This window comes from Sanguibacter sp. TS_SC_8, from assembly GCF_055361235.1.
Genome location: NZ_CM143955.1, coordinates 1,062,520 through 1,076,716, shown reverse-complemented (window position 1 = coordinate 1,076,716; position 14,197 = coordinate 1,062,520). Strand labels below are relative to the sequence as shown.

At 71.8% G+C, this 14,197-nt stretch carries 14 protein-coding genes; 4 read left to right on the top strand and 10 right to left on the bottom strand.

The features are described from left to right. Positions 1-218: 218 nt before the first annotated feature. From ACWA15_RS04785 to ACWA15_RS04775, 3 genes are all read right to left on the bottom strand, one after another. On the bottom strand, positions 219-698 hold the full coding sequence (locus ACWA15_RS04785) for a DUF2752 domain-containing protein (protein WP_464058298.1): 480 nt from the start codon (positions 696-698) through the stop codon (positions 219-221). Positions 699-723: 25 nt separating this feature from the next. Continuing rightward, positions 724-1,014, bottom strand: coding sequence for a DUF4190 domain-containing protein (locus ACWA15_RS04780; RefSeq protein WP_464058297.1), 291 nt, complete (start codon positions 1,012-1,014; stop codon positions 724-726). Between the two features lie 343 nt (positions 1,015-1,357). After that, positions 1,358-2,344, bottom strand: a complete 987-nt coding sequence (locus ACWA15_RS04775) for a malate dehydrogenase (protein ID WP_464058296.1) — start codon at positions 2,342-2,344, stop codon at positions 1,358-1,360. A 239-nt stretch (positions 2,345-2,583) separates the two neighbouring features. Between ACWA15_RS04775 and ACWA15_RS04770 the strand changes: the two genes are divergently transcribed. Continuing rightward, the gene (locus tag ACWA15_RS04770) at positions 2,584-3,741 is read left to right on the top strand and encodes an MIP/aquaporin family protein (protein WP_464058295.1); all 1,158 of its coding nucleotides are present in this window, start codon (positions 2,584-2,586) and stop codon (positions 3,739-3,741) included. A 72-nt stretch (positions 3,742-3,813) separates the two neighbouring features. Here the strand turns inward: ACWA15_RS04770 and ACWA15_RS04765 are convergent, their stop codons facing one another. Continuing rightward, entirely contained in the window at positions 3,814-4,050 is a 237-nt protein-coding gene (locus ACWA15_RS04765) for a DUF3017 domain-containing protein (protein WP_464058294.1), read from the bottom strand. Between the two features lie 200 nt (positions 4,051-4,250). Between ACWA15_RS04765 and ACWA15_RS04760 the strand changes: the two genes are divergently transcribed. Next, entirely contained in the window at positions 4,251-5,504 is a 1,254-nt protein-coding gene (locus ACWA15_RS04760) for an NAD(P)/FAD-dependent oxidoreductase (protein ID WP_464058293.1), read from the top strand. A 53-nt stretch (positions 5,505-5,557) separates the two neighbouring features. On the opposite strand, the gene purH is transcribed toward ACWA15_RS04760, so the two are convergent. Next, positions 5,558-7,207, bottom strand: coding sequence for a bifunctional phosphoribosylaminoimidazolecarboxamide formyltransferase/IMP cyclohydrolase (purH, locus tag ACWA15_RS04755; protein WP_464058292.1), 1,650 nt, complete (start codon positions 7,205-7,207; stop codon positions 5,558-5,560). Between the two features lie 194 nt (positions 7,208-7,401). After that, positions 7,402-8,157, bottom strand: a complete 756-nt coding sequence (locus ACWA15_RS04750) for a TetR/AcrR family transcriptional regulator (protein WP_464058291.1) — start codon at positions 8,155-8,157, stop codon at positions 7,402-7,404. Between the two features lie 155 nt (positions 8,158-8,312). On the opposite strand from ACWA15_RS04750, the gene ACWA15_RS04745 reads away from it, so the two are divergent. Further along, complete coding sequence (locus ACWA15_RS04745) at positions 8,313-9,266, top strand: NAD-dependent epimerase/dehydratase family protein (RefSeq protein ID WP_464058290.1); 954 nt, start codon at positions 8,313-8,315, stop codon at positions 9,264-9,266. On the opposite strand, the gene purN is transcribed toward ACWA15_RS04745, so the two are convergent. After that, positions 9,235-9,936, bottom strand: coding sequence for a phosphoribosylglycinamide formyltransferase (gene purN, locus ACWA15_RS04740; RefSeq protein ID WP_464058289.1), 702 nt, complete (start codon positions 9,934-9,936; stop codon positions 9,235-9,237). The genes ACWA15_RS04745 and purN overlap by 32 nt on opposite strands. Before the next feature lie 57 nt (positions 9,937-9,993). On the opposite strand from purN, the gene ACWA15_RS04735 reads away from it, so the two are divergent. Continuing rightward, positions 9,994-10,563, top strand: a complete 570-nt coding sequence (locus ACWA15_RS04735) for a hypothetical protein (protein ID WP_464058288.1) — start codon at positions 9,994-9,996, stop codon at positions 10,561-10,563. A gap of 9 nt (positions 10,564-10,572) precedes the next feature. Here ACWA15_RS04735 and ACWA15_RS04730 read toward each other — a convergent pair whose 3' ends face one another. From ACWA15_RS04730 to sucC, 3 genes are all read right to left on the bottom strand, one after another. Continuing rightward, on the bottom strand, positions 10,573-11,877 hold the full coding sequence (locus ACWA15_RS04730; protein ID WP_464058287.1) for a cell division protein PerM: 1,305 nt from the start codon (positions 11,875-11,877) through the stop codon (positions 10,573-10,575). Positions 11,878-12,038: 161 nt separating this feature from the next. Then, positions 12,039-12,929 carry a succinate--CoA ligase subunit alpha gene (gene sucD, locus ACWA15_RS04725; RefSeq protein ID WP_464058286.1) on the bottom strand — a complete coding sequence of 297 codons (891 nt, stop codon included), beginning with the start codon at positions 12,927-12,929 and terminating at the stop codon, positions 12,039-12,041. Positions 12,930-12,963: 34 nt separating this feature from the next. Continuing rightward, the gene (gene sucC / locus ACWA15_RS04720) at positions 12,964-14,136 is read right to left on the bottom strand and encodes an ADP-forming succinate--CoA ligase subunit beta (RefSeq protein ID WP_464058285.1); all 1,173 of its coding nucleotides are present in this window, start codon (positions 14,134-14,136) and stop codon (positions 12,964-12,966) included. Positions 14,137-14,197: the final 61 nt, after the last annotated feature.

The window sequence follows — 14,197 nt, the reverse complement described above, 5'->3', positions numbered from 1 at the left end:
TCGACGGCGCGCGCATCGTTGCGCGCAGCACTCACGGGCGAGACAGTACGCGTTGCTGAAAGTTGCAGCAAGCACAGGGATTTCTGTTGCAGAGGGGTTCGAGGGCTGGGGAAAATACCAGGACGAAACACCGTGAAATCGAACACCATTCTTGCAGGCGATTCATCCCACTATTGGCGATGGTCCGCCGCCTCGCCGATCCCCCACCTGGACGTACGTCAGGGGAGCGCCCCACCGGGGGCCAGCCAGGGGGCGGCGGCAGGCAGGTTGCGCAGGACGGCGTACCCGAGCGCCACCACGAGGGGCACGACCCACATCCACGTCGACACGTCACCGAGCCTGCGCCCGCGCCAGGCGCGCCGGAGCCAGGCCGTCCAGGCGAGCACGACGACGGGCACCAAGAGCACCCACAGCGGGTTCATCGACCAGGCTCCCACCAGATCGAGGTGGGCCAGGTCGTAGGTGGCGCGCAGCGCACCGCACCCCGGGCAGTACACACCGAGGAGCCACAGGCTCGGGCAGGACCCGTACTGGCCGGGAGTGTGCGGGCTGACCGTGGCGAGGAGCACCACCGCGCCCACGACTCCCGCCCCGGTGAGCACCGGAGGGCGCAGCCGACGCCACCGGCCGGCCTCCCCGCGGGCAGGAACCTGCTCGTCGAGGGCGGCTCGGTCGATGCCGCCGGCTGCGTCGCTCATCGTGGGATCAGAGGGTGTCGTGAGCTCAGAGGTTGTCGAAGGCGGAGAACCCGGTCGCCGCCTGGACGATGAGACCGATGGCCGAGAGGCCGATGGCGATCCACCCCATGATCACACCTGCGGTCGCCATGCTGGCGTTGTTGGCGAGCCCGGCCGCGACAGCCTGCTTCGACTTGTTGCCGAGGATGACGGCCGGGATGCCGGCGATGAACCCGCAGCACAGCAGGGAGACGATGCCGAGGATCATCGACCACAGTCCGAGGTTGTTCTTGGAGATGTCCCCGCCGGGGTACTGCTGACCGTTGTAGGGGGGCATGCCACCGTAGGGAGGCTGGCCACCGTACGGGGGCTGGCCACCGTAGGGAGGCTGACCACCGTAGGGAGGCTGACCACCGGAGGCAGGCGGGCCGCCGTAGGGGGACTGGCCTCCACCCGCCGGTGGCTGCTGAGACCCCTGCGAGGGGTCCCCGTCCTGGGGGCCTTTGGAGAAGGGGTCCTGCGGCGGATACGTCATCGTCGCTGTCCAGTCGTTCGGTGACCGCGTGCGCGATCAGAGTCTGAGACGAGATGCGCAGTGTGCGCAGCCCGCGAAGAAAGCCCTCATAGGGTATCGACGTCGTGCGGATTCCGTCTGCGGCACGCCCGGACCGCTCGACTCCTCAGATCAGCCCGAGCACCCGCACGGCCTCGCGCTCCTCGACGAGCTCGGCCACCGACGCGTCGATGCGTCCGCGCGAGAAGTCACCGATCTCGAGCCCCTGGACAATCTCCCACGCACCACCCCGAGACACCACCGGGAAGGAGGACACCAGGCCCTCGGGCACCCCGTAGGACCCGTCCGAGACGATGCCCGCCGACGTCCAGTCACCCTCAGGGGTCCCGGTCACCCAGTCGTGGACGTGGTCGATGGCCGCGTTGGCCGCCGACGCCGCCGACGACGCCCCGCGCGCCTGGATGACCGCCGCACCCCGGGTGGCCACGACCGGGATGAATTCCTCGGTCAGCCAGGCGGTGTCCTCGACGAGGGAGGTCGCCGGCCGGCCGGCGACCTCCGCGTGGAAGAGGTCCGGGTACTGGGTCGCCGAGTGGTTTCCCCAGATGGTGAGCCGTCTCACGGCGTCGACGGGCACCCCGGCCCGCTTGGCCGCCTGGGTCAGCGCCCGGTTGTGGTCGAGGCGCGTCATCGCGCTGAACCGGTCCTTGGGGACGTCGGGTGCGTTGGAGGCAGCGATGAGCGCGTTCGTGTTGGCCGGGTTGCCGACGACGAGGACGCGGATGTCATCGGCCGCGACGGCGTTGATCGCCTCACCCTGCGGACGGAAGATCCCCCCGTTCGCCTCGAGCAGGTCACCGCGCTCCATGCCCTTGCCCCGCGGGCGCGCGCCGACCAGGAGCGCGATGTTCGCGCCGTCGAAGCCGTCCCGGGGGTTGTCGAAGATGTCGATGCCGGAGAGCAGCGGAAAGGCGCAGTCGTCGAGCTCCATCGCGGTGCCCTCGGCGGCCTTGACCCCCTGGGGGATCTCCAAGAGGCGCAACCGGACCGGGGTGTCCGGGCCGAGCAGCTGCCCGGAGGCGATCCGGAACAGGAGGGCATAGCCGATCTGGCCGGCCGCTCCGGTGACGGTCACATTGACGGTAGCGCGCATGTCACAACTCCCTTGTTCGCAGACACTCCATTCATACTGTCCCATCGAGCCCGGCCCTGCTGGAGCGACGCGCGGCAGGTCAACGCACCAGGTCAGCGCACCAGGTCAGCGGGGCGTTGTCATGCGCTTCACAGGTGGACATGGAACGATTCCCTCTGAAGCGGAACTATGCATGCCGTCGACGCACCGCTACCGTTCACCTGATCGACGCAACCATCTCTCCACACGACAGGATCAACATGTCTCAGGACGCCTCTGCGCAGCAGACACCCATCGCGGAGACCGTGGTCATCGACCACGAGCGCGACGCACACACCTCCCGCCCGGGCCCCGTCACCTCCTCGCCGTTCACCCTCATCGGGGCCGAGCTGCTCGGCTCGTTCCTCATGGTGTTCGTCGGCCTCGGTGTGGCGCTCTACGCCTCGCTCCAGGGTGCAGGTCCGCTCGAGATCGCGCTCGGCTTCGGCGTCGCGCTGCTGGCCGGGATCGCCGCCGTCGGGCACATCTCCGGCGGCCACTTCAACCCGGCCGTGACCTTCGGCTCCGCCCTGGCCGGCCGGACGCCGTGGAAGCTCGTCCCGCTCTACTGGATCACGCAGGTCGTCGGTGCGGCAGCCGCGGCCGCCGCACTCTTCGCCACCATCCCCCAGTCGCTCGTCTCCGGCGACGGGGCGGCCTACTCGAGCCTGAAGAACTTCTTCTCCACGGTCGCGAACGGCTACGGCGACCACTCCCCGCCCTTCGTCACGGCTCAGCAGGCGTTCTTCGACACGTACCTGTCCCAGGGCGCGACCCAGGAGCAGATCGATGCCGCGCTCACCTCCGGCGAGCTCGTGATGCCGACGTTCACGGCCTTCGACCTGACCGCCGTCGCGATCATGGAGGTCATCGCGACCGCGCTGTTCGTCGGCGTGATCCTCGCGGTGACCGACCGGCGCGTCCGGGCGAAGTCCGCCCCGATCGTCATCGGTCTGACGTTCTTCATCCTGCTGCTGCTCGCCGCGCCCTTCGACGGTGGATCGCTCAACCCGGCACGCTCGCTCGCCGCTGCGCTGTTCTCCGACGGCTGGGCCCTCAGCCAGGTCTGGATCTTCTGGGTCGCCCCGCTCGTCGGTGCGGCGATCGCCGCCCTCTTCTACCGCGGTTTCGCCGGTGAGGAGACCGTCGTCGACTACGTCTACTACGACGACGCCCCGGCCGACGGCGAGCTCGAGCTCGACGAGATCGCGGTCGAGGAGGACGCTGTCGAGGAGGACGCCGCTGCGCGCGCCGACGTGGTCGTCGAGGAGCCTGTCTCCGCTGACGAGCCCGCTGACGAGCCCACTGACGAGCCCGCTGACAAGCCCACTGACGAGCCCGACGCCACGCCCGGCACGGACGAGTCCACCACGAAGTAGCACCCGCTCCCCCGCCGAGGTCGTCACCGTCGTTCACGCGACGGTGGCGGCCTCGGCCTCGTTGCGGGAGGCCTAGATGTTGGGGGCGGTCTGCGCCAGCACGGCGATGACCGCCGCGAGGGAGAGGTACATCGCCGCGTCGAGCCCACGGGAACGGACGGCGATGCCGACCAGCCCGGGGCCGGGGACGACGAGCCGTGCGATGCCGGCTCCCAGGAGGATCCCGGCGAGGCCGAGGGCACCCAGCCGCGCTCCTTCGAGGACGGTGACGACCGCCACGCCGACGACTGCCGCGGCGATGATCCACATGGCCGCGTTCCGTCGCGGGCCCGCAGGGCGCGGGCGCAGTGGCGTCGGCCCGTCAGGGGACGGCAGAGCAGAGGGTTCCAGGGCAGGGGACGTCGCGTCCTCGCCGCCCGGGGGCGCCGGCACCTGAACTCCGTTGCTGACCATCACGCTGCCTGTCACGTCCACGAGCACTTCACCGCACCGAGACTACCGTTGCGACCATGGAACCGACGCACCACACGACGCCCGTCCCCCCCGAGCCCCTGGCACGCCCGCCACGGTCGGTGCTCATCGTAGGAGCGGGTCTGGCCGGGACGCAGACCGCGGCGGCCCTGCGCGCGCACGGCTTCACCGGGCACCTGACCGTCCTGGGCGCCGAGGGCCTCCTCCCCTACGACCGCCCGCCGCTGTCGAAAGAGCTGTTCACGCGGCCGTCGCCGGCATGGCTCACCGACGAGCTCGGCGTGGACCTCTCCCTCCTCGCCGACGACCTCGTGCTCGACGACGCCGCGCGTCACCTCGAGCGCTCCAGCCCGATCTCGGTCGTCACCGCGAGCGGGCGCAGTGCCCGCGCCGACGTCGTCGTGCTCGCCTGCGGGTCGGTGCCCCTCAGGCCGTGGGACGACGCGGTGACCCTGCACGGCGCCGCCGACGCCGACCTGCTGCGGGCCCGGCTCGTCCCCGGCACGCACCTGGTGTGCATCGGTGCGGGCTGGATCGGCGCCGAGGTCGCCGGCGCGGCCGCGCGGGCCGGTTGCGCGGTGACCGTCGTCGAGGCCGCAGACGTCCCGCTGCACCGCCAGCTCGGCCCGGCGGTCGGCGCCCACCTGAGCAGCTGGTACGCCGCCGCGGGAGTCACCCTGGTGACCGGGGCCCCCGTGGTGGGGGTCGACCCGGGCGCCGTGCACCTGGGGACGCCCGTCCCCCGGACGATCCCCGCCGACGTCGTGCTCGCCGCGGTCGGTGCACGTCCGGCGACCGACTGGCTGGCCGGGGCGCTGCCCCGCGACGCCCGCGGTGCGATCCCGGTGGACACCCGCGGCAGGGTCGTGGGGACCGACGCCGTCTTCGCGGTCGGCGACTGCGCCACCCGGGCGGATGCTGTGTGGGACCAGGTGCCGGGCGGCCACTGGTCGGCAGCGCTGCTCGACCCGGACGCGGTCGCCCGCGAGATCCTCGGCCTGGAGCCACCGCCCCGGCACGCGCCCTACGTGTTCTCCACCCAGCTCGGCCACGACCTGGCGCTCTTCGGCCTCCCCGACACGGCCGACGAGGTGGTCTTCCGGGGCGACCCCGCCGGCGCCGGGTGGGCGGCCCTGTACGTCTCGGCCGCCGGACTGGTCACCGGGATCGTCGTGGTCGACTCCCCCAAGGACGTCGCCGCGGCGCGCCGGGTGATGGCCGGCGGGCCGGTCAAGCTCGACCTCGCGCAGGCCCGGGACCCGCAGGTCCCGCTGCGGTCGACGCTCGTCTGACCACGCGCGAACGGCGCCACCCCGGTGGGGATGGCGCCGTTCGGGTGGTCCTGTCAGTGCGCGAAGTGGCGCGTGCCGGTGAGGTACAGCGTGACGCCCGCGGCGCTGGCCGCGGCGATGACCTCGTCGTCGCGCACCGAGCCACCGGGCTGGACGACGGCGCGCACGCCGGCGTCGAGCAGCACCTGGAGGCCGTCGGCGAAGGGGAAGAACGCGTCGGATGCGGCCACCGCCCCGCGGGCCCGCTCGACGTCGCCGGTGTTGGCGCGCTCGACCGCGAGCTTGCAGGAGTCGACCCGGTTGACCTGACCCATCCCCACGCCCACGGACGCGCCGCCGGAGGCAAGGAGGATGGCGTTGGACTTCACGGCTCGCACCGCGCGCCAGGCGAAGGTGAGGTCGGCGAGGGTCGCGGCGTCGGCGGCCTCACCGGTCGCGAGGGTCCAGTGCTCGGGTGCGTCGCCGCCGGCCCGAGAGGCGGCGTCGATCCGGTCGACCGCCTGCATGAGCAGGCCGCCGCTGATCGGGCGCAGCTCCACGGCGGCCGAGGGTGCACCGTCGACCTGGAGCAGGCGGATGTTCTTCTTGGCGGTGAGGATCTCGATCGCCTCGGGCTCGAAGCCGGGTGCGACGACGACCTCGGTGAAGATCGGGGCGATCTGCTCCGCGGCCTCCTTGGTGATGATCGCGTTCGCGGCGATGACACCGCCGAAAGCGCTCATCGGGTCGCAGGCGTGGGCCTTGGCGTGCGCGTCGGCGATCGAGTCGCCCACGGCGATGCCGCACGGGTTGGCGTGCTTGATGATGGCCACGGCGGGGCCGGTGTGGTCGTGCGCGGCGCGCCATGCGGCGTCGGCGTCGACGTAGTTGTTGTAGCTCATCGCCTTGCCGTGCAGCTGGGTGGCCTGGGCCAGGCCCGCGGCGCCGTACCCGCTCGTGTACAGGGCGGCGCGCTGGTGCGGGTTCTCCCCGTAGCGCAGCACGTCGGAGCGGTTCCAGGTGGCGCCCACCCAGGCCGGGAAGCCGGTCGAGACGGGGCCGTCAGCGGTCTCGACGGCGTCGGTCGGGGACACGACCGTGCTCATCCAGCTGGCCACGGCGACGTCGTAGGTGGCGGTGTGGACGAAGGCCTGCGCGGCGAGGGCCTTGCGCTGGGCGTAGGTGAACCCGCCCGCGGCCACGGCGGCGGTCACGGCCGGGTAGCTCGCCGGGTCGACGACGACGGCCACGCTCGGGTGGTTCTTCGCGGCCGCGCGCACCATGGACGGCCCGCCGATGTCGATCTGCTCGACGCACTCGTCGGGCGTCGCGCCGGAGTCGACGGTCGCGGTGAAGGGGTAGAGGTTGACGATGACCAGCTCGAAGGTCTCGATGCCGAGGTCGGCGAGCTGGGCGAGGTGGTCGGCCTTGCGGGTGTCGGCGAGGATGCCGGCGTGCACGCGCGGGTGCAGCGTCTTGACGCGCCCCTCGAGGCACTCGGGGAAACCGGTGAGGGTCTCGACGCCGGTGACGGGCACGCCCGCGGCGGCGATGGTCGAGGCGGTCGACCCGGTCGAGACGATCTCGATGCCTGCGGCGTGCAGCGCCTGGGCGAGGTCGGTCAGGCCGGTCTTGTCGTAGACGCTGATCAGGGCGCGGCGCACGGGGCGCTGGGCGTCGTCGGCGAACGCCGGGATCGGCGTGGAGGAGTGAGCGGCAGACATCTGGTGTTCTCCTGTCGTGGCGGTTCGGGGCGTGACCCGCATCTGGGAGTCACTTCGGTGAACCCAGGCGCCCAGGCGGACGGCGCCACGCAGCCCCTCCGTCGCCGGAGGGCCTGCACAGGGACTTCCCGGTCGCTCCCCGGTGGTGAACCCCACCCTCGCCAGTCGCGACCGCTGCCGATTCTACCGGCTTTCTAGCCGACGTCCACGATCAGCCCGACCCCCGCGGCGGCGGTCGCGATCGTCGCGTCGAAGACACCCGCGTAGTCGGCGGCGGCCTGGTGATAGTGCCCGAACAGCTCTGCGCTGATGGCGCCGAGGACCGAGGCGAAGAGCGTGAAGGACCGCACGACCATCAGCTCGATCTGGCGGGTCTGCTCGGTGTCACCTGCGGCCGGGTCGAAGCCGGCGAAGGCGAGCGTCTCGGGGGTGAGGAGGCCTGCGGTGGGGAACTGCGGTCCGGTCGGTGCGAGCGTGCCGGTCGCCTCGGCGTCGTGCATGACGGCGATGATGACCCCCCACAGCCGGGTCGCGGCGGCGACCGTGTCGGTGGGCGCCCGGTAGCCCGGGACGGGAGTGCCGTAGATGAGCTCGTAGGAGCGGGGATGGGCCAGCGCCCAGCCCCGCAGCGCCCGCGCGGCGGCGAGCCACACCTGCGCGGGAGCCTCTCCCCGCCCGCGGGCGGCCGCCGCGGCGTCCTCGCAGGCCTGACCGGCAGCGTTGTAGCCGTCGAGGATGAGCAGGGTCAGCAGCGCGTCGCGGGAGTCGACGTAGCGGTACACCGCGGAGGACGCCATGCCGAGGTCCCGGGCGATGGCCCGCAGCGAGAGCGCCGCAGCCCCGTCGGTCCCCAGTCGGGCCTTCGCGGCGGCGAGGAGCTCGGCCATGACCTCCGCCCGCGCGCGGTCGCGGGCGGTGCGTGGCACGTTGGGCTGGTCCGGGTGATCCATAGCCGCCACTCTGCCTCAGGGGGTTCGGTGCACGCAAAAGAGAGCACTGCTCTTGACGGAGGCGACCGCTCGATGCGAGCATTGTTCACACCAGAGAGCACTGCTCTCATCGTGCGGTGCCGGGGTCCCCGGACCGATCAGAACGGAGCACGACCATGACCGTCCACGTCATCATCGGCAAGGGGCCCATCGGCTCGACCACCGCCGAGCACCTGCTGGCCCGCGGCGAGGAGGTCCGGATGGTCAGCCGCTCCGGCGCCCCCGAGGCCACCAGCCGCCGGTCGTTGGACGACGTCGAGCACGTCGCCGCGGACGCCTCGGACGCCGCGGCACTGACTGCCGCGACCCGCGGCGCGGACGTCCTCTACAACTGCGTCAACCCCGCCTACCACCGGTGGGCGACCGACTGGCCGCCGGTCGCGACCGCGCTGCTCGGCGCGGCGCAGACGCACGACGCCGTCCTGGTCACGGCCGCGAACCTCTACGTCTACGGACCCGACGCCTCCCCGATGACCGAGCAGACCCCGCTCGCGAGCACCGAGACCAAGGGGAAGGTCCGCGCACAGATGTGGCTCGAGGCGAAGGCCCGTCACGACGCCGGGCTCGTGCGCATCGCCGAGGTCCGCGCCAGCGACTACATCGGGCCGCGTGCGCTGGGCACCTCTCACGTGGGCGAACGTCTGCTCGGGCCGCTGCTCGCGGGCAGGACGATCCGCCCGATCGGCAGCGCCGACCAGCCGCACACCTGGACCTATCTGCCCGACCTCGCCCGCGCCCTCGTCGCGGCCGGGGAGACCGAGGCAGCCTGGGGACAGGCGTGGCACGCACCGTCCCCGCAGCCGCGGACCTTCCGTGAGGTCGCGCGCGGCTTCGCCCGCGAGGCCGGTGTGGCCGAGCCGCGGATCAGTCCCGTGCCGATCTGGGCGGTCACCGCACTGGGCACCGTGCAGCCGATGATGCGGGAGGTCGCCCGGGTCGGCTACCAGTTCACCGCGCCGTTCGTCATGGTCTCGACCGCCGCCGAGCAGGTCCTCGGCGTGACCCCGTCGACCTGGGACACCATCACCACGGAGACCCTCAGGTGGTGGGAGTCCCAGGCACCACGGTGACCTGACGGCCGTCGACCGTCAGGGTCCCGGTGGCGATGCGGCTCACCCACTCGACGAGGAGCTCGCGTTCGACCGTCTTGATCCGCTCGTGCAGCGTCGACTCGTCGTCGCCCAACTCGACCGGCACGGCCGCCTGGGCGATGATCGGGCCGGTGTCGATGCCCGCGTCGATGAGGTGCACGGTGCAACCGGTGACCCGCACACCGTAGGCGAGCGCGTCCCGCACACCGTGCGCACCGGGGAAGGCGGGCAGCAGCGCGGGGTGGGTGTTGATGATCCGGCCACCGAACCGGTCGAGGAAGCCCGCACCGAGCAGCCGCATGAAGCCGGCGCTGACCACGTAGTCGGCGTTGAAGACGGCGACCGTCTCGGCCAGGGCCACGTCCCACTCGGCCCGGGAACCGAAGTCGGCGAGCGTGACGACCGCGCACGCGACCCCGGCCTCGCGGGCCACGGTGATCGCACCGGCCGCGGGGTTGTCGGTGACCACTGCGACGACGCGCGCGCCGTAGCCCGGGGCGTCGTGCGCCGCGAGCAGCGCGGCCAGGTTGCTCCCCCCACCAGAGGCGAGCACGACGACGCGCGCGGCCGCGGCGCGGCCGCGCCCCACGACGGTCACCGGGTGGCCGGACGGGGTGCGGGCCGAGTCGTCCTGAGCGCGAGAAGTCACGGACGAAACCCTAACGCGTCGTGCACACCACCCGGCGACATGGGCCATGATTGGTCCATGGGAAACCCGTACGCACCGAAGCCACCGGGCACCCCACCACCGGACCCGCGTCGATTCCAGCCCGAGGCCCCGGCGCCCGACGGCGCCCCCGCCCCCGCCCCCGCCCCACCACGCACCGCGGACGAGCCGGGCTCAGGGCCCGCCAGGGCGAGAGGCGCCCACCGGCCCCCACGCCCGCCGGTCGACCCCGACGCCGCGCGCGCCGCGACCCGCTCGGTCATGCACTTCGGTCTGCTCATGCTGGCCTCGCTGCTCACGAGCTCGCTCGCTCTGCCGTGGCGGTTCGTGAGCGTCGCGATCGCGCTGGTCGCGCTCGTCGTGGGGATCCTCGCGCTGCGCCGGATCTGGCGTGCCGGCCTGCGCGGCTTCCTTGTGGTCGCCCTGTCGGCCGGGGTCGTCATGACCTTCGCCCTCGCCCTGACCACGCTCGCGGTGATCCCGGTGTGGCAGATCGAGATGGACCGTCAGGCCTGCCTGAACGAGGCCATCACCGTCTCGGCGAGGACCACCTGCGAGGCGGACTACCAGACGGCGATCACGAAGTACCAGAAGTCCCTCACCGACTAGCCGGTCGCGCTAGGAGCCGCTCGTCTGAGCGCGCTCGTGGATCGAGGCGCGCAGGCGGGTCCATCCGCGATGCACGGCCGACCACACCTCGTGCCGCACGCACAGCAGCAGCGCCAGCGCGCCGACGGTCACCTGCGCGGACACGGTCAGCCCGATGAACGCGCCCGAGGCGCCCACGTCCTCCAGGCGCCCCGGTCCCCCCACGCCGGAGGCGAGCGCCACGAGGAGACCGGTCACGAGGCCGGCTCCCGCGCCCACCAGGGCCGCCAGCACGAACACGTGCCACCACGCGATCTGCAGGAGGCGCCGGTGCACGAACCATCCCCCCAGCACGCCCGCGCACCCGATGATCACCGGGGCCCAGGCCACCAGGGAGGCGCCCGTCGTTGGGCCGGGGAGGGCGCCGAGCAGCGGCAGCGCGGGCAGCGGCGCTGACGTGACCCCGTCGAGGCCGAAGTGTGTCCCGGCGCCGACCGAGAACCCTGGTCCGGCGAGCCAGGCCAGCGCCCACACGACGAGGTTGGGGACGAGCGCGAGCTGCGCGACCGCGAGGGACACCCCGCTCGCGCTGTCCAGGGCGAGCCCGCGCACGACGTCGGTCACGGTGGTGTGCTCGGCGACCATCCAGGTGGCCACGACCACGCCGGCCATCAGCAGGGTCGAGCTCGCGGCGACCATGCCACCGCGGGCCCCCACCCTGATCAGGACCGGCACCCGCAAGATCACGTCGTGCACGGCGTCGGCCAGGTCACCGGCGTCGGGCCGGGCGAGCACGCCCCAGGAGAGCCCGACGGCACCCACGACCAGCCCGCCCCCGGCCGCGGAGGTGAGCTGGACGGGGCTGACGGCGCCGTTGAGCAGCCCGATCATCAGCACGCCGACCGCGTAGGTGCCCAGACCCGCCAGGAGCGCTGACCAGTGCGGGGTCATGGAGCGCCGCGCGCAGACGTAGGCGCCGAACACCGCGACGGCGCTCACCCCGAGCGGCACGATCGTCAGGTCGGCGACTCCCGTGGCGAGCGGGACGGAGTGGCCCAGCAGCCAGATCCGGGCGGAGATCGACACGGCCCCGCCCCAGCTGGTCGACGCGCCGGCCTGCTGCGCCGCGGCAGCCACGGCCATCGCGATCGCGGGGATGACGACCGCCGCGAGGGAGAAGATCAGCGCCTGGGCGGCGGCGAGCACACCGGAGACCCACGGCGCCGCGCCGTCGATCGAGCTGCGCACGGAGTCGCCCGGCAGCCGCTGCTCGAGGGTCTGGCGCAAGGCGCGCAGACGCCCGGGCGGCTGGGTGGGAGGAGGCGATGAAGTCACGGGGTCATCGTCCCCCGAAGGTCCGCCCTGGGCCGGGAGGAGCGACGGCGCGCCTGGTTGTGAGGCGCGTCGCGGGTGAGGGTGGGCGGTCCCGGACGCAGCGGCGCCCGCCCCGACGAGGTCGGGACGGGCTCCGGATGGTGCTGAACAGGTGCTGCGGATCAGGCGGAGAGGATCTCGCGGATGAGATCGGCAGCCGCGGACGGCGTCTTGCCGACCTTGACTCCGGCGGCCTCGAGGGCCTCCTTCTTCGCCTGGGCGGTGCCCGAGGAGCCGGAGACGATGGCGCCGGCGTGGCCCATCGTCTTGCCCTCGGGAGCCGTGAAGCCCGCGACGTAGCCGACGACCGGCTTGGTCACGTGCTCCTTGATGTACGCCGCGGCGCGCTCCTCCGCGTCGCCACCGATCTCACCGATCATGACGATCACCTCGGTCGCCGGGTCGGCCTCGAACGCCGCGAGGGCGTCGATGTGCGTGGTCCCGATGATCGGGTCCCCGCCGATGCCGATGGCTGTGGAGAAACCGAAGTCCCGCAGCTCATACATCATCTGGTAGGTCAGCGTGCCGGACTTCGACACGAGGCCGATCTTGCCGGCGCCGGTGATGTTCGCGGGGATGATGCCCACGTTGGAGAGTCCGGGGCTGATCAGACCGGGGCAGTTGGGGCCGATGAGCCGCACGCCCTTCTCCTGCGCGAGTGCGAAGAACTCCGCGGTGTCCTTGACCGGGACGCCCTCGGTGATGATCACGACGAGCGGGATCTGCGCCTCGATGGCCTCGACGACGGCGGCCTTGGTGTGGGCCGGCGGGACGAAGACGACCGAGACGTCGGCGCCGGTGGCAGACATCGCCTCGGCGACGGTGCCGAAGACGGGGACGTCGACGGACGCTTCGCCCTTCGGGAACCCGACGGAGGTGCCCGCCTTGCGCGGGTTCACCCCGCCGACGATGTTCGTGCCCGAGGCGAGCATGCGCGTGGTGTGCTTCTGCCCCTCGGAGCCGGTCATGCCCTGAACGATGACCTTGGAGTCCTCAGTGATGAAGATTGCCATTGTTGTGTCGCTTCTTCTCTCGTTCGGGTACGGATCAGGCGGAGGCGTTGGCCAGCTCGGCAGCCTTGTCGGCGCCGCCGTCCATCGTCTCGGCGAGGGTCACGAGCGGGTGTGCAGCCTCGGCGAGGATGCGACGGCCTTCTTCGACGTTGTTGCCGTCGAGGCGGACCACGAGCGGCTTGGTCGCGGCTGCGCCGAGCACCTTGAGGGCACCGACGATGCCGTTGGCGACGGCGTCGCACGAGGTGATGCCACCGAAGACGTTGACGAAGACCGACTTCACCTGGGCGTCGCCGAGGATGACGTCGAGGCCGGCGGCCATGACCTCGGCCGAGGCGCCGCCGCCGATGTCGAGGAAGTTGGCGGGCTTGACGCCGCCGTGACGCTCACCGGCGTAGGCGACGACGTCGAGGGTGCTCATGACGAGACCCGCGCCGTTGCCGATGATCCCGACCGACCCGTCGAGCTTGACGTAGTTGAGGTCGTTCTCCTTGGCCTTGGCCTCGAGGGGGTCGGCTGCTGCCTTGTCCTCGAGCTCGGCGTGGTCGGCGTGGCGGAAGCCGGCGTTCTCGTCGAGGGTGACCTTGCCGTCGAGGGCGACGATCTTCCCGTCCTCGGTGAGGACCAGGGGGTTGACCTCGACCAGGGTCGCATCCTCCTCCTTGTAGACGGTCCACAGCTTCTGGAAGGCGTCGACGACCTGAGCCTTGATCTCGTCGGCGAAGCCAGCGGCCTCGGCGATCTCGATGGCCTTGGCCTCGTCGATGCCCACGATCGGGTCGACGGCGATCTTGGCGAGGGCCTCGGGACGCTCGACTGCGAGCTGCTCGATCTCCACGCCACCTTCGACGCTCGCCATGGCGAGGTAGGTGCGGTTGGACCGGTCGAGGAGCACCGAGAAGTAGTACTCCTCGGCGATCTTCGCGCCGGCCGCGATCATCACACGGTGAACCGTGTGGCCCTTGATGTCCATGCCGAGGATCTGTGCGGCCTGTGCGGCGGCCTCGTCGGGGGTGTGGGCGAGCTTGACGCCGCCCGCCTTCCCGCGGCCTCCGACCTTGACCTGTGCCTTGACGACAACAGTTCCTCCGCCGAGCTTTTCTGCTGCTGCGCGAGCCTCTTCAGGAGTGGTGGCGACCACTCCGCCCAGCACGGGAACGCCGTGCTTCTCGAAGATGTCGCGTGCCTGGTATTCGAACAGGTCCACCCTGCTGCGTCCTTCCGTCGACCGGTACACATGTGTCTCGACGTCGAGACACTTTCTCCCA

Coding starts and splice junctions, on each gene's coding strand:
- ACWA15_RS04775 (WP_464058296.1), bottom strand. CDS start 2,344: ATGCGCGCTACCGTCAATGTGACCGTCACCGGAGCGGCCGGCCAGATC.
- ACWA15_RS04780 (WP_464058297.1), bottom strand. CDS start 1,014: ATGCCCCCCTACAACGGTCAGCAGTACCCCGGCGGGGACATCTCCAAG.
- ACWA15_RS04750 (WP_464058291.1), bottom strand. CDS start 8,157: ATGGATCACCCGGACCAGCCCAACGTGCCACGCACCGCCCGCGACCGC.
- ACWA15_RS04745 (WP_464058290.1), top strand. CDS start 8,313: ATGACCGTCCACGTCATCATCGGCAAGGGGCCCATCGGCTCGACCACC.
- ACWA15_RS04735 (WP_464058288.1), top strand. CDS start 9,994: ATGGGAAACCCGTACGCACCGAAGCCACCGGGCACCCCACCACCGGAC.
- purH (WP_464058292.1), bottom strand. CDS start 7,207: ATGTCTGCCGCTCACTCCTCCACGCCGATCCCGGCGTTCGCCGACGAC.
- ACWA15_RS04765 (WP_464058294.1), bottom strand. CDS start 4,050: ATGTGGATCATCGCCGCGGCAGTCGTCGGCGTGGCGGTCGTCACCGTC.
- ACWA15_RS04760 (WP_464058293.1), top strand. CDS start 4,251: ATGGAACCGACGCACCACACGACGCCCGTCCCCCCCGAGCCCCTGGCA.
- sucD (WP_464058286.1), bottom strand. CDS start 12,929: ATGGCAATCTTCATCACTGAGGACTCCAAGGTCATCGTTCAGGGCATG.
- ACWA15_RS04785 (WP_464058298.1), bottom strand. CDS start 698: ATGAGCGACGCAGCCGGCGGCATCGACCGAGCCGCCCTCGACGAGCAG.
- ACWA15_RS04770 (WP_464058295.1), top strand. CDS start 2,584: ATGTCTCAGGACGCCTCTGCGCAGCAGACACCCATCGCGGAGACCGTG.